Annotated in this window: 12 protein-coding genes; all 12 read left to right on the top strand. The window is 61.7% G+C overall.

The window, feature by feature from the left end; genetic code table 11:
- Positions 1-36: 36 nt before the first annotated feature.
- The 12 genes from L6D82_RS01625 to L6D82_RS28840 all read left to right on the top strand — a co-directional run bounded on the left by L6D82_RS01625 (position 37) and on the right by L6D82_RS28840 (position 15,029).
- On the top strand, positions 37-1,536 hold the full coding sequence (locus L6D82_RS01625; RefSeq protein ID WP_236187922.1) for an NAD(P)H-hydrate dehydratase: 1,500 nt from the start codon (positions 37-39) through the stop codon (positions 1,534-1,536).
- Complete coding sequence (gene tsaE, locus L6D82_RS01630) at positions 1,524-1,994, top strand: tRNA (adenosine(37)-N6)-threonylcarbamoyltransferase complex ATPase subunit type 1 TsaE (RefSeq protein ID WP_007950729.1); 471 nt, start codon at positions 1,524-1,526, stop codon at positions 1,992-1,994. Before L6D82_RS01625 ends, tsaE begins: the two co-directional genes overlap by 13 nt.
- Before the next feature lie 51 nt (positions 1,995-2,045).
- Positions 2,046-3,431: an N-acetylmuramoyl-L-alanine amidase gene (locus L6D82_RS01635; protein ID WP_371857334.1), complete on the top strand. Its 1,386-nt coding sequence runs from the start codon at positions 2,046-2,048 to the stop codon at positions 3,429-3,431.
- Positions 3,428-5,335, top strand: coding sequence for a DNA mismatch repair endonuclease MutL (mutL, locus tag L6D82_RS01640; protein ID WP_085746506.1), 1,908 nt, complete (start codon positions 3,428-3,430; stop codon positions 5,333-5,335). Before L6D82_RS01635 ends, mutL begins: the two co-directional genes overlap by 4 nt.
- Complete coding sequence (gene miaA, locus L6D82_RS01645) at positions 5,335-6,306, top strand: tRNA (adenosine(37)-N6)-dimethylallyltransferase MiaA (RefSeq protein ID WP_085746507.1); 972 nt, start codon at positions 5,335-5,337, stop codon at positions 6,304-6,306. Before mutL ends, miaA begins: the two co-directional genes overlap by 1 nt.
- A 93-nt stretch (positions 6,307-6,399) precedes the next feature.
- On the top strand, positions 6,400-6,660 hold the full coding sequence (gene hfq, locus L6D82_RS01650) for an RNA chaperone Hfq (RefSeq protein WP_007902656.1): 261 nt from the start codon (positions 6,400-6,402) through the stop codon (positions 6,658-6,660).
- 12 nt (positions 6,661-6,672) lie between these two features.
- Positions 6,673-7,974, top strand: a complete 1,302-nt coding sequence (hflX, locus tag L6D82_RS01655; protein ID WP_007950725.1) for a ribosome rescue GTPase HflX — start codon at positions 6,673-6,675, stop codon at positions 7,972-7,974.
- Between the two features lie 96 nt (positions 7,975-8,070).
- A complete protein-coding gene (gene hflK, locus L6D82_RS01660) occupies positions 8,071-9,240 on the top strand; it encodes an FtsH protease activity modulator HflK (RefSeq protein WP_039766653.1) in 1,170 nt (389 codons plus the stop codon).
- Entirely contained in the window at positions 9,240-10,109 is an 870-nt protein-coding gene (hflC, locus tag L6D82_RS01665) for a protease modulator HflC (protein WP_007950723.1), read from the top strand. The genes hflK and hflC overlap by 1 nt, the downstream gene beginning before the upstream one ends.
- 313 nt (positions 10,110-10,422) lie before the next feature.
- On the top strand, positions 10,423-11,610 hold the full coding sequence (locus L6D82_RS01670; protein ID WP_102686781.1) for an ATP phosphoribosyltransferase regulatory subunit: 1,188 nt from the start codon (positions 10,423-10,425) through the stop codon (positions 11,608-11,610).
- A gap of 54 nt (positions 11,611-11,664) precedes the next feature.
- Entirely contained in the window at positions 11,665-12,954 is a 1,290-nt protein-coding gene (locus L6D82_RS01675; RefSeq protein ID WP_085711159.1) for an adenylosuccinate synthase, read from the top strand.
- Between the two features lie 140 nt (positions 12,955-13,094).
- Positions 13,095-15,029 carry a methyl-accepting chemotaxis protein gene (locus L6D82_RS28840; protein ID WP_102686853.1) on the top strand — a complete coding sequence of 645 codons (1,935 nt, stop codon included), beginning with the start codon at positions 13,095-13,097 and terminating at the stop codon, positions 15,027-15,029.
- Positions 15,030-15,049 lie beyond the last annotated feature (20 nt).

Below are 15,049 nucleotides of genomic sequence, written 5' to 3' on the forward strand. Positions count from 1 at the left end.
CGTATAATTCTGCCAGACATCGGAGCCCGAAGACGCATGCCGCACACTAAAGATCAATTACCCGACGCGCTGTACCGTGCCGCGCAGGTGCGCGAACTCGACGCACGGCTGATCGCCGCCGGCACGCCGGGCTTCGAATTGATGCAGCGTGCCGCCCATGCCACCTGGCGCGCACTGGTACGCCAATGGCCGGCCGCGAATGAATTGACGGTGCTGGCCGGGCACGGCAACAACGCCGGCGATGGTTATCTGGTGGCGGCGCTGGCCCACCGTGCGGGTTGGCAGGTTCAGGTACTGGCTGTCGGCGACCCGCAACGTTTGAAGGGCGATGCCGCCGTGGCGCACGCCGAAGCCGTGGCCGACAGCGTCTCGATTGCCCCGTGGGATGTGTCCTGCGAGTTGCGCGGCATCGTTGTTGAAGCGTTGCTGGGCACCGGCCTGAGCGGCGAAGTGCGTGAGCCTTATGCCGCTGCGATTGCGGCGATCAATGCCAGCGGACTGCCGGTGGTGGCGGTCGATATCCCTTCCGGATTGTGCGCCGATACCGGTCATGCGCTGGGTGATGCGGTGCGCGCTGACCTCACCGTGACTTTCATCGGCCTGAAGCTCGGGCTGTTCACGGGCGCGGCGGCGGATCACGTCGGCGAACTGCTGTTTAACGATCTGCAGGCCTTGGCCGAAAACTTCAGTGACATCCCTGCCGCCGCTCAACGGCTCAACGCGGTTAACCTGCCGCGTCTGGCGGCCCGTGCGCCGGCTGCGCACAAGGGGCGTTTCGGCCATGTGCTGCTGATCGGCGGCGATCACGGCTTTGGCGGGGCAATTCTGTTGAGCACCGAAAGTGCTTTGCGCAGTGGCGCCGGTATGGTGTCACTTGCGACCCGTCCGGAACATGTGCCGGCGGCGTTGAGCCGGGTGCCGGAAGCCATGGCGCTGGGCACCTCTTCAGCCAATCAGTTGATGGGGCTACTGGAAAAAGTGTCCGTGCTGGTGGTCGGGCCGGGGCTTGGGCAGGCGAGTTGGGGGCGGGCGCTGTTGTCGGCCGCTGCCAATGCCTCGCTGCCGCAGGTATGGGATGCCGACGCACTGAACCTGCTGGCCTCCGGTTTTGTCAGTCTGCCCAATGATTGCGTGATCACGCCGCATCCGGGTGAGGCGGCGCGGCTGCTGGGGATCAGCACCGCCGAGGTGCAGGCCGATCGTCCAGCGGCGGCGCTGGCATTGAGCAAAAAATATACAGCGGTGGTGGTGCTCAAAGGCGCAGGCAGTCTGATTGCTCATCCCGATGGTCGTCTGGCGCTGTGTCATCAAGGCCATCCGGCCATGGCCACCGCCGGGCTCGGCGATGTATTGGCCGGTCTGATCGGCGCGCTGCTGGCCCAGGACATGAAAGCTTTCGACGCGGCTTGTCTGGCGGTCTGGCTGCACGCCAACGCTGGGGCGCAACAAGGTAAATTCGGCCGTGGGCTGGCGGCCAGTGATCTGATTCCAGCCATTCGTCAGTTGTTGGAGGAGCATGCACCGTGTCTGAAGTAACCCTGTACCTGGCCGATGAACAGGCCATGAGCGACTTTGGCGCACGCATCGCCCGTATCACCCAGGGCCATGGTCTGATCTTTCTCGAAGGCAACCTCGGGATGGGCAAAACCACGCTGTCGCGGGGCATCATTCGCGGCCTGGGGCACGTCGGGGCGGTGAAAAGTCCGACCTTCACGTTGGTCGAGCCCTACGAGATCGGTGACGTCCGGGCGTTTCACTTCGACCTGTATCGCCTGGTCGATCCGGAAGAGCTGGAGTTTCTCGGGATTCGCGACTATTTCGAAGACGACGCCCTGTGCCTGATCGAATGGCCCGATAAAGGTGCAGGCTTTTTGCCAAAGCCTGACCTGACCATTACCATTAGCCCGCAAGACAGCGGACGTTCGCTGACCATTTTATCCCAGGGCTCGCGCGGCGAGGCCTGGTGTGCCGCTTTGGCATTGGAAACCAATTGAATGATGGGGTTAGGTATGCGCTTTCGCGCGTTGGTGGCTGCCGCTGGACTGATGTTGATGGCAGTAACCGTCAACGCTGTGGCCGAGACGAAGGTCAACAGCGTGCGCCTGTGGCGGGCGCCGGACAACACGCGACTGGTGTTCGACCTGACAGGCCCGGTGCAACACAGCGTCTTCACGCTGACCGCGCCGGATCGTCTGGTGATCGACATCAACGGCGCCACCCTCGGCGCGCCGCTGAATGTGCAGACCGCCAATACGCCGATCACCGCCATGCGCTCGGCCCAACGTACGCCGACCGACCTGCGGGTGGTCATCGACCTGAAAAAAGCCGTCACCCCGAAAAGTTTCTCGCTGGCGCCGAATGCGCAATATGGCAACCGTCTGGTGGTCGATCTGTTCGACAACCCGGCTGACGCCGCACCACCGCCGACACCTGCGCCGACCCCAACGGTTGCGACCGTGCCTGCGGTGCCGGTCACCCCGGCCGAGCCTGCGATCAAACTGCCACCGGCCCCGGCCGGCAAGCGCGACATCATTGTGGTGATCGACGCCGGCCACGGTGGCGAAGACCCGGGTGCGTCCGGTTCTCGCGGTCAGCGCGAGAAAGACGTGGTACTGCAGATCGCCCGCGAGTTGCAGCGTCAGGTCAACGGCATGAAAGGCTTCCGCGCCGAACTGACCCGTACCGGCGACTACTTCATCCCGCTGCGCGGCCGTACCGAGATTGCTCGCAAGAAGGGCGCAGACCTGTTCGTCTCGATCCACGCCGACGCCGCGCCGTCTGCGGCCGCGTTCGGTGCGTCGGTGTTCGCCCTGTCCGACCGTGGCGCCACTTCGGAAACCGCCCGTTGGCTGGCCGACAGCGAAAACCGTTCCGACCTGATCGGCGGTGCCGGCAACGTCAGTCTCGATGACAAGGACCGGATGCTGGCCGGCGTTCTGCTCGACCTGTCGATGACCGCCTCGCTGACCTCCAGCCTCAACGTCGGCCAGAAAGTCCTGACCAACATTGGCCGGGTCACCCCGCTGCACAAACAGCGGGTGGAACAGGCCGGGTTCATGGTGCTGAAATCGCCGGACATCCCGTCGATCCTGGTGGAAACCGGCTTCATCTCCAACGCCAACGAAGCAAACAAACTCTCGGCAGCGAGCCACCAGCAGGCGCTGGCGCGTTCGATCAGCAGCGGCGTGCGTCAGTTCTTCCAGCAGAATCCGCCACCGGGCACTTACATCGCCTGGCTGCGTGATTCGGGCAAGATTGCTCAGGGGCCGCGTGATCACCGGGTAGGTCCGGGTGAAACCGTGGCGATGATTGCCGTGCGTTACCAGATTTCGCCGGCCACGTTGCGCAGCGCCAACAATCTGAAAAGCGATGATCTGAAAGTCGGTCAGCACCTGACCATTCCCGGCACCGAACTGGCGTCCAAAGAATGAATCAGGTCCTGAACGCTGCGCGCATCGAACTGCTCAGCCCGCGGCTGGCGAACCAGATCGCCGCCGGTGAGGTGGTCGAACGCCCGGCCTCGGTGATCAAGGAGCTGCTGGAAAACAGCCTCGACTCCGGCGCCAAACGTATCGACGTCGATGTTGAACAGGGCGGCGTCAAACTGCTGCGTGTGCGTGACGACGGCAGCGGTATTTCCGCCGATGACCTGCCGCTGGCCCTGGCGCGTCACGCCACCAGCAAGATCCGCAACCTGGAAGACCTTGAGCAAGTAATGAGCCTGGGTTTTCGGGGCGAGGCTTTGGCATCGATCAGCTCCGTGGCACGTCTGACCCTGACCTCGCGCACCCGAGATGCCGATCAGGCCTGGCAGGTCGAGACCGAAGGCCGTGACATGGCGCCCCGCGTGCAGCCGGCGGCGCACCCGGTCGGCACGTCGGTGGAAGTCCGTGACCTGTTCTTCAACACCCCGGCGCGACGCAAATTCCTCAAGACTGAAAAAACCGAATTCGATCACCTGCAAGAAGTGATCAAGCGTCTGGCGCTGGCGCGTTTCGACGTGGCGTTCCATCTGCGTCACAACGGCAAGACCATCCTCAGCCTGCACGAAGCCCACGATGACGCGGCGCGCGCACGGCGTGTGGCGGCGATCTGCGGTTCGGGCTTCCTTGAGCAGGCGTTGCCGATCGAGATCGAGCGCAATGGCCTGCATTTGTGGGGTTGGGTCGGTCTGCCGACCTTCAACCGCAGTCAGGCGGACTTGCAGTATTTCTTCGTCAACGGCCGTGCGGTGCGCGACAAACTGGTGGCCCACGCGGTGCGTCAGGCTTATCGCGATGTGCTGTTCAATGGCCGGCACCCGACGTTCGCGCTGTTTTTCGAGGTCGACCCGGCAGCAGTAGACGTCAACGTACACCCGACCAAACACGAAGTGCGCTTCCGTGACGGGCGCATGGTGCATGACTTCCTTTATGGCACCTTGCACCGTGCCCTCGGCGATGTGAGGCCGGAAGATCAGCTTGCCGGTTCGGTCACCACCGCGATCGTCCGGCCAACCGGCCTTGAAGCCGGTGAGTTCGGGCCGCAGGGCGAAATGCGTCTGGCGGCCAATGCGTTGCTGGAGCAACCGCAGGCGCAACCGGCGTTCAATACCTCGTCGGGTGCCAGCGCTGGCGGGGCTTATCAGTATCAATACACGCCGCGTCCGCAATCGAGCGTGCCGGTAGCCGAGGCCCAGGCCGCGTACCGCGAGTTTTTTGCGCCGCTGCCCGAGGCCAACGCCAATGCATTGCCAGCCGGTCAGGAAGACATTCCGCCGCTGGGCTATGCGCTGGCGCAGCTCAAGGGCATCTACATTCTGTCCGAGAACGCCCAAGGCCTGGTTTTGGTGGACATGCACGCCGCTCACGAGCGCATCATGTACGAGCGTCTGAAGATCGCCATGGCCAGCGAAGGCCTTAGCGGTCAGCCTTTGCTGGTGCCGGAATCCCTGGCGGTCAGTCAGCGCGAGGCCGATTGCGCCGAAGAACATGCGGCGTGGTTCCAGCGCCTCGGTTTTGAATTGCAGCGCCTTGGCCCGGAAACCCTGGCCATCCGGCAGATTCCGGCCCTGCTCAAGCAGGCCGAAGCCAACCGTCTGGTGGGTGATGTGCTGTCGGACTTGATGGAATACGGCACCAGCGACCGGATCCAGGCACATCTGAACGAATTGCTCGGCACCATGGCCTGCCACGGCGCGATCCGCGCCAACCGGCGCCTGGCCCTGCCGGAAATGAACGGCCTGCTGCGCGACATGGAAAATACCGAGCGCAGCGGTCAATGCAACCATGGCCGACCGACCTGGACCCAACTGGGCCTGGACGATCTGGACAAACTGTTCCTGCGCGGTCGTTGATGAGCCAGCTTCCTCCAGCGATTTTCCTGATGGGCCCGACCGCTGCGGGCAAGACCGATCTGGCCATCGAGCTGACCAAGGTACTGCCGTGCGAGCTGATCAGCGTCGATTCGGCGCTGGTCTATCGCGGCATGGACATCGGCACCGCCAAACCGTCCAAAGAACTGCTGGCCGAGTTTCCGCACCGGTTGATCGACATTCTCGACCCGGCCGAAGCCTATTCGGCAGCGGATTTCCGCCGCGATGCGCTCCAGGCCATGGCCGAGATCACCGCCCGCGGAAAAATTCCGCTGCTGGTGGGCGGTACGATGCTCTATTACAAGGCTTTGATCGAAGGTCTGGCGGACATGCCGGCGGCCGATCCCGAGGTTCGCGCGCAAATCGAAGAAGAGGCTGCGCGCCTTGGCTGGCAGGCCCTGCACGATCAACTGGCGGTCATCGATCCGGAGTCTGCGGCACGCATTCATCCGAACGATCCACAACGACTGAGTCGTGCGCTGGAAGTTTACCGGGTCAGCGGTCAGAGCATGACTGAACTGCGGCTGAAACAATCTGTACAAAGTACCGAAGCGGCCGCATCGGGACTGCAACAATTGCCCTATACTGTCGCGAACCTGGCGATTGCTCCAACTAATCGGCAGGTACTGCACGAGCGCATTAAACAAAGATTCACAAATATGCTGGAACAGGGATTCATCGACGAGGTCGTAGCCCTGCGTAATAGAAGTGACCTGCATGCCGGGTTGCCGTCTATACGTGCGGTAGGCTACCGCCAGGTCTGGGACTTCCTGGATGGCAAGCTGACGTCGGCCGAGATGCAGGAGCGGGGCATCATCGCCACGCGCCAATTGGCCAAACGCCAGTTCACCTGGCTGCGCAGCTGGAAAGATTTACATTGGCTCGACAGTCTGGATTGCGACAATCTGCCACGCGCCTTGAAATACCTTGGGACGATCTCCATATTGAGCTGAGTCCTTGCAATTGCCGTCTATCCTTGGGGGTGTGGCGGCAAAAGCCATCTGTTTACCTATTTTTTATATTGAATCCTTAAAGGAGTGCGGCACATGTCAAAAGGGCATTCGCTACAAGACCCTTACTTGAATACTTTACGTAAAGAGAAAGTGGGGGTTTCCATCTACCTGGTGAACGGGATCAAACTGCAAGGCACGATCGAGTCGTTCGACCAGTTCGTTATCCTGCTGAAGAACACCGTCAGCCAGATGGTTTACAAACACGCTATCTCTACAGTCGTGCCGGTTCGTCCAATTCGTCTGCCAAGCGCAACCGAATCCGAAGCAGGTGACGCTGAGCCAGGTAACGCCTGATAGGAGTCTCCTTTGTTCTTTGAGCGCCACGGTGGTGGTGAACGAGTCATCCTCGTTCACTTGGATGGACAGGACCCTGAGGCGCGCGAAGATCCGCAGGAGTTTCAGGAACTGGCAAATTCGGCTGGCGCCGAGACCGTTGCGTTTTTTAACGTGCCGCGTCATCGGCCAACCGCCAAATACCTGATTGGCAGCGGCAAGGTCGAGGAACTGCGCGACCTGGTCCACGCCGAAGAAGCCGATCTGGTGATCTTCAATCACGTCCTCACGCCCAGTCAGGAACGTAACCTCGAACGTGTTTTCGAGTGTCGCGTGATCGACCGTACCGGTCTGATTCTCGATATTTTCGCCCAACGCGCCCGTACCCATGAGGGCAAGCTCCAGGTAGAACTGGCCCAGCTTGACCACATGAGCACCCGGCTGGTTCGCGGCTGGACTCACCTTGAGCGTCAAGGTGGTGGTATCGGCATGCGCGGCCCGGGTGAAACCCAGCTCGAAACCGACCGGCGACTGCTGCGGGTTCGCCTGCGCCAGATCAAGGGCCGTCTGGAAAAAGTGCGCAGCCAGCGCGAACAGTCGCGTCGTGGCCGCTCGCGTGCGGATATCCCTACCGTGTCTCTGGTGGGATACACCAACGCCGGCAAGTCCACGCTGTTCAATAACGTGACCAAGTCCGACGTGTACGCGGCTGACCAGCTGTTCGCCACGCTCGACCCGACCCTGCGCCGTCTGGATCTGGACGACCTGGGGCCGATTGTCCTGGCCGACACGGTAGGGTTCATCCGCCACTTGCCACACAAACTGGTCGAGGCATTTCGGTCTACGCTCGAAGAGTCGAGCAACTCCGATCTGCTGCTGCACGTGATCGATGCGGCCGAACCGGATCGCATGTTGCAGATCGAGCAGGTGATGGTAGTGCTGGGCGAGATCGGTGCCCAGGACTTGCCGATCCTCGAGGTCTATAACAAACTCGATTTGCTTGAAGGCGTTGAGCCACAAATCCAGCGCGATGAAAACGGCAAGCCCCAGCGGGTCTGGCTGTCTGCGCGTGATGGCACCGGTCTGGAATTGCTCGAGCAGGCGATTGCCGAGTTGTTGGGCAGCGACCTGTTCGTGGGAACCTTGCGCCTGCCTCAGCGGTTCGCGCGTCTGCGTGCGCAGTTCTTCGAACTGGGCGCGGTACAGAAAGAAGAACACGACGAAGAAGGGGTCAGCTTGCTGGCCGTTCGATTGCCACGCTCGGAGCTCAATCGACTGGTGAGTCGTGAAGGCGTTGTGCCGACGGAGTTCATCGAGCAACACACTTTGCAATAAAAGCCTGGCAAAGCGGTTGTGCCGCAACGGCAGGCATTCTGTAGCATTGGTCGGCGCGCCGTGGGTGCGTCTTTGCTTTATCAGATGGAGAGCGCTATGGCTTGGAATGAGCCGGGTGGCAACTCGAACAATCAGGATCCTTGGGGTGGCAAGCGTCGCAACAACGGCGACCGCAAGGGGCCGCCGGATCTCGACGAGGCCTTCCGAAAGCTGCAGGAAAGCCTGAACGGGTTGTTCGGTGGTGGAAAAAAACGCGGTGATGACGGTGGTGGCTCGGGCAAGAGCGGCGGCTTCGGCGGCCTGCTCGGCATCGGCCTTGTCGTGCTGGCGGCCGTCTGGCTGTATAGCGCGGTATATGTCGTGGACGAGCAGGAGCAAGCCGTGGTGCTGCGCTTCGGCAAGTACTACGAGACTGTCGGTCCCGGCCTGAACATCTACTTCCCGCCGATCGACAAGAAGTACATGGAGAACGTCACGCGTGAGCGTGCCTACACCAAGCAGGGCCAGATGCTGACCGAAGACGAGAACATCGTCGAAGTGCCGCTGACCGTGCAGTACAAGATCAGCAACCTGCAGGACTTCGTGCTGAACGTCGACCAGCCGGAAATCAGCCTGCAACATGCGACCGACAGTGCGCTGCGCCATGTGGTGGGTTCCACCGCGATGGACCAGGTGTTGACCGAAGGTCGTGAGCTGATGGCCAGCGAGATCAAGGAGCGTCTGCAACGCTTCCTCGATACCTATCGCACCGGTATCACCGTCACCCAGGTCAACGTACAGAGCGCAGCGGCACCGCGTGAAGTGCAGGAAGCTTTCGATGACGTGATCCGCGCCCGTGAAGACGAGCAGCGTTCGCGCAACCAGGCTGAAACCTACGCCAACGGCGTGGTGCCGGAAGCCCGTGGTCAGGCCCAGCGCATCCTCGAAGATGCCAACGGTTACCGTGACGAAACGGTCTCGCGGGCCAAGGGTGAGGCGGATCGCTTCACCAAGCTGGTTGCCGAGTATCGCAAGGCGCCCGAGGTCACTCGTCAGCGTCTATATCTGGACACCATGCAGGAAGTCTTCAGCAGCACCAGCAAGGTTCTCGTGACCGGCAACAAGAACGGCCAGAGCAACCTGCTTTACCTGCCGCTGGACAAGATGATTCAGAACAGTTCGGGCAGCAATGCACCGGTCACCGGTTCGGCTGCCGCCAGCAACAACACGGACGTCACGCCGCATGTCACTGACGTGCCGCAGTCGCGCACAAGGGAGACCCGCTGATGAGCAATAAATCGCTGATCGCCCTGATCGTTGGCGTTGTCGTGGTACTGGTTGGCTGGAACTGCTTCTACATCGTTGCTCAGACCGAGCGCGCGGTGTTGCTGCAATTCGGTCGCGTGGTTCAGGCTGACGTTCAGCCGGGTCTGCATGTGAAGGTTCCTTACGTTAACCAGGTGCGTAAATTCGACGCGCGTCTGATGACGCTGGATGCACCGACACAACGCTTCCTGACGCTGGAAAAGAAAGCCGTGATGGTCGATGCCTACGCCAAGTGGCGCGTGAAAGATGCCGAGCGCTTCTACACCGCAACGTCCGGCCTCAAGCAGATCGCCGACGAGCGTCTGTCCCGTCGTCTGGAATCGGGCCTGCGTGACCAGTTTGGTAAACGCACCCTGCACGAAGTGGTATCCGGTGAGCGCGATGCGCTGATGGCCGATATCACCGCGTCGCTGAACAAGATGGCGGAGAAAGAGCTGGGTATCGAAGTGGTCGATGTCCGGGTCAAGGCCATCGATCTGCCGAAAGAAGTGAACCGCAGCGTGTTCGAACGTATGAGCACCGAGCGTGAGCGTGAAGCTCGCGAGCACCGCGCCAAGGGTAACGAGCTGGCCGAAGGCATCCGTGCCGACGCCGATCGTCAACGCCGCGTGCTGCTGGCTGAAGCCTATCGTGAATCCGAAGAGATTCGCGGTGACGGTGATGCCCAGGCTGCTGCGATCTACTCCAAGGCCTACGGTCAGGATCAGGAGTTCTACGGTTTCTACCGTAGCCTGCGTGCCTACCGTGAAAGCTTCGCGAACAAATCCGACGTCCTGGTCCTCGACCCAAGCAGCGACTTCTTCCGTTACCTGGAAAAGTCCAAGCCTTGATACGACGTTGACCTGAATCATTCCGCCCGGCGGCTAAAACCTCGGGCGGGGTGATCCTTTGGGAAAACGTGTGTATGATGCGGCAGCCGGGAAATTCCCGGCTTTTTTGCGTCTGCACGTTTGATTGCTGTTTTTGTTGCAGAAGATCGGGTTGAATGGCCCGACAGTTTTTCGAGGAAAGTGATGGGCGAAGCCGGTAACAGGCCTTTCGCCGCGTCGTTCATGCGCGTGCGTTTTGAACGGGCCGGTCATTTTCTGCTTCACTCAAGGCTCGCCCTCGGGCTGGCCGCCCGGATCTAAGGGGAATGGCGTAATGGCAACGGTAGACCGCTGGCTGCTGCCAGATGGCATCGAAGAAGTACTGCCACCGGAAGCGGCGCGCATTGAAGTCGCGCGTCGTCAGGTGTTGGATCTGTTCCAGAGCTGGGGTTACGAGTTTGTCGTGACTCCCCATATCGAGTACCTGGAATCCCTGCTGACCGGCGCGGGCCAGGACCTGGATCTGCGTACCTTCAAGGTCATCGACCCGCAATCGGGCCGGCAGATGGGGTTCCGTGCCGACATCACGCCGCAAGTGGCGCGCATCGATGCGCACACCCTGCGTCGCGAAGGCCCGAGCCGTCTGTGCTACGCCGGCAGCGTGCTGCATGCCCAGCCGCGTGCCTTGTCGTCCTCGCGCAGCCCGATCCAGCTGGGTGCCGAGTTGTACGGCGATGCCAGCCCGAGCAGCGACGTCGAAGTCATCAGCCTGATGCTGGCGATGCTGCAACTGGCCGATGTGCCGGACGTGCACATGGACCTCGGGCATGTCGGCATCTACCGCGGTCTGGCCCAGGCGGCCGGTCTGTCGGGTGAAGTCGAGCAGCAGTTGTTCGATGCGTTGCAACGCAAGGCCATCGACGAGGTCATTACCTTGACCGAAGGCCTGCCGGCCGATCTGTCCGGCATGCTGCGCGCGCTGGTCGACCTGTGCGGCGGCCGTGAAGTCCTGACCGCTGCCCGCGAGCGTCTGGCCAATGCGCCGGCCCCGGTACTGGCGGCACTGGAAGACTTGCTGGCGATCGCCGAGCGTCTGTCGGCGCGCTTCCCGGAGCTGCCGCTGTACTTCGATCTGGGCGAGTTGCGCGGTTACCACTACCACACCGGTGTGGTGTTCGCGGTGTTCGTGCCGGGCGTTGGCCAGTCCATCGCTCAGGGCGGTCGTTACGACGACATCGGCGCCGACTTCGGTCGCGCCCGTCCGGCCACCGGCTTCTCCACCGATTTGAAAACCCTGGTGACCCTGGGGCGTGCTGAGATCGAGCTACCGTCTGGCGGTATCTGGATGCCTGACAGTACGGATGCGGCACTCTGGCAGCAGGTTTGCCAGTTGCGCAGTGAGGGTCAGCGTGTCGTTCAGGCATTGCCTGGACAACCTTTGGCCGCCGCCCGTGATGCGGACTGCGACCGGCAATTGATCCAGCAGAACGGGCTTTGGCAAGTATCGCCACTGGCTTCTTGAGTTTTCCTGCCGGCTGAAGCCGGCACCAAGTTTGCGCGAATGAGGACAAGTGTTATGGGTAAGAATGTCGTAGTCCTGGGCACCCAATGGGGTGATGAGGGCAAAGGCAAGATCGTTGATCTGCTGACCGAACATGCTGCCGCCGTAGTGCGCTACCAGGGTGGCCACAACGCCGGTCACACTCTGGTGATCGATGGTGAAAAAACCGTCTTGCACCTGATCCCGTCGGGCGTGCTGCGCGAAGGCGTGCAGTGCCTGATCGGCAACGGCGTGGTGGTTGCACCCGACGCCCTGCTGCGCGAGATCACCAAGCTGGAAGAGAAAGGCGTACCGGTGCGCGAGCGCCTGCGCATCAGCCCTTCCTGCCCGTTGATCCTGTCCTTCCACGTGGCACTGGACCAGGCCCGTGAAAAGGCCCGCGGCGAGCTGAAGATCGGTACGACCGGTCGCGGCATCGGCCCGGCTTACGAAGACAAGGTTGCACGTCGCGGCCTGCGTGTTGGCGATCTGCTCAACATGCCGCGCTTTGAAGACAAGCTGCGTGAACTGGTGGACTACCACAACTTCATGCTGGTCGGTTACTACAAAGAGCCTGCCATCGAGTTCGAAAAGACGCTGGCCGAGTGCAAGGAATACGCCGAGCTGCTCAAGCCGCTGATGCTGGACGTGACTGCCGAGCTGCACGACCTGCGTCGCGCCGGCAAAGACATCATGTTCGAAGGCGCCCAGGGTTCGTTGCTCGACATCGACCACGGTACCTATCCGTACGTGACCAGCTCCAACACCACCGCGGGTGGCGTGGCGACCGGTTCGGGCGTTGGCCCGATGTTCCTGGACTACATCCTGGGCATCACCAAGGCTTACACCACTCGCGTAGGTTCGGGTCCATTCCCGACCGAGCTGTTCGACGAAGTCGGTGCGCACCTGGCCAAGCAAGGTCACGAGTTCGGCGCCACCACCGGCCGTGCCCGTCGTTGCGGCTGGTTCGACGCCGTTATCCTGCGTCGCGCTATCGATGTGAACAGCATCTCGGGCATCTGCCTGACCAAGCTGGACGTACTCGACGGCCTGGAAACCATCAACATCTGCACCGGCTACAAAGATGCACAAGGCAACGCCGTTGCTCCAACTGACGCTGACAGCTACGTAGGCCTGCAGCCTGTGTACGAAGAAGTGCCGGGCTGGACCGAATCGACCGTGGGTGCCAAAACCCTGGAAGAGCTGCCGGCCAACGCTCGTGCCTACATCAAACGCGTTGAAGAGTTGATCGGCGCGCCGATCGACATTATTTCGACGGGTCCGGATCGCAACGAAACCATCGTTCTGCGTCATCCGTTCGCTTGATAAGTCGTTGATGTAAAAACACAAAGGCCCCTTCATCGGGGCCTTTGTCGTTTATGCCTGTTGGACGGCATGACCTTTGCTGTGATTCTGTCTACAAGAGTGCCATCAAATTAATGGCGTCAGAAGTAGAGGGATTCAAAGTGTCAGCCGTTCTCTCACTGTTACAAAGCCGTCTGTTGCGGCCTGTGTTCGTTACCCTTGGTATCGCCCTTTTGGTGCAAGTGCTGGTGGCCGTCGCCCTGACGCGGAGCACCGTCACCGCGCTGGAAGCCGATCTCGGCTCTCGTCTGGGCGCCGACAGCCAGAAGTTGTCCGGTGAACTGGAGCAGGCCGGGCGCGAAGTCACGTCGAGCCTCGACAACCTCTCCTCGAGTACCCGTCAGCGTCTTACCGCCGGTCTTTCCTCGCGTCTGAAGGAAGAGCAGGCGCAACTGCGTGCGACTCTGGAAAAAGACCTGAAGGATTCGGCCAATGACATGGCCCAGTTGCTGGCCTCGGTGGCGCCTCGCGCCATGTGGGACAGCGACGTGCCGACCTTGTCCGAGTTCGCCCGCCGGGCCCAGCGCAATCCCAACGTGCTGTTCGTGGTGTATGACGACGCCACCGGCCAGCATCTGACCCGCTACCTCAACCGCGAAAACCCGATCAACAAGGCCCTTTTGGAAAAAGGCCAGGGTGAGCGGGCGCTGGATAAAGTGCTGGATGCGGCGAAGAACGATCCGTCGGTCTACTACCTCGAAGCCTCGATCAACCCCAATGGCGTGGAAATCGGCAAGGTGCTGATGGGTGTCTCGACTGCTTCGGTCGAAACCGATCTGGCGGCGCTCGATCAGCGCTTCACGGCGTTGATTGCCAGCAGCGATCAACTGGTCGGTGACAGCCTCAAAGGCGCTGCTGCCGACAGCGCCACCGCCATGCGCGCGCGCCTGCAATCGGCGCAATCCACGGCTGCCGAAATGAAGGCCAACACCACCAGTACAGTGCAGGACGCAGCAGCAACTCTGCGCTGGCGTATCGGCATGGGTCTGGCGCTGGTCGGTGCCGGGGTGCTGTTGCTGCTGGCGGTGGTGCTCGGTCATCGAGTGGTCAATCGCCTGAAGATGCTCAACGCCGCCATGGATGATCTGGCAGCAGGTGAGGGCGATCTGACCAAACGCGTGCAGATCAACAGCAAGGACGAAATCGGCGACATGGCGTCGGCGGTCAACCGCTTTGTGGACAAGTTGCAGCCGATCGTGCGCGAGGCCGGGGATGTGGCTCAGCGTACCGGTGTGGAAATCGGTGCGATGACCTTGCGCAATGCCGGTGCCGATGCGGCGGCCGGAATGCAGCGTGATGAAGTGGCCGAAAGTTTGCGGGCTCTGTCGCAAATGGCCGATGAAGCGCAATCGGAAAGCCATGCGATGCAGGCTGCGTTGAAGCAGGTGGTGGATATTCGCCAGGCCACCGACGAGAACACTCGCACTTCGGCCAAGGTCGGCAGCCTGATCGAGGCGCTGGCGGGGCAGGTCGATACCGGGGCGAAAGTCATCGAGCGGCTGGCGCAGCAGAGCGAGCAGATCGAAGTGGTGCTGACCGTGATTCACGGCATCGCCGAGCAGACCAACCTGCTGGCGCTCAACGCGGCCATCGAAGCCGCCCGGGCCGGCGAGACCGGACGCGGGTTTGCAGTGGTGGCGGATGAAGTCCGCGCGTTGGCGAGCAAGACCCAAAGCTCCACGGGCGACATTCAGGCGCATATCGTGGCGCTGCAGCAGGGTGCCCGTGAGGCGGTCGAGGCGATCGGTCAGGCCGGGCGTCAGGCCAGCGAAGGTTTGCTGGTGCTGCGTGACAGCGCACGGTTGCAGCAATCGGTGCAGGCGTCGGTCGAGCAGGTGCATGCGGCGATTGGCCTGGCGACTCAGGCCGCGGCGCATCAGGCGCAGGGCGCGCAGGCCGTGCGTGGGCGGGTCGAGACGATCCATGCCCAGGCCGAGAAAGCCGCCCAGGCGGTGGTCGAGACCACGGCCAGCGGCAAGGTGCTGGATGGTTTGGCGGCGCAGCTCAAGGCCAGTCTGGGGCAGTTCCGGGCCTGATAGTCCGGGCAAAAAAAATC

This window comes from Pseudomonas paraglycinae (assembly GCF_021601625.1).
Taxonomy (GTDB): domain Bacteria; phylum Pseudomonadota; class Gammaproteobacteria; order Pseudomonadales; family Pseudomonadaceae; genus Aquipseudomonas; species Aquipseudomonas paraglycinae.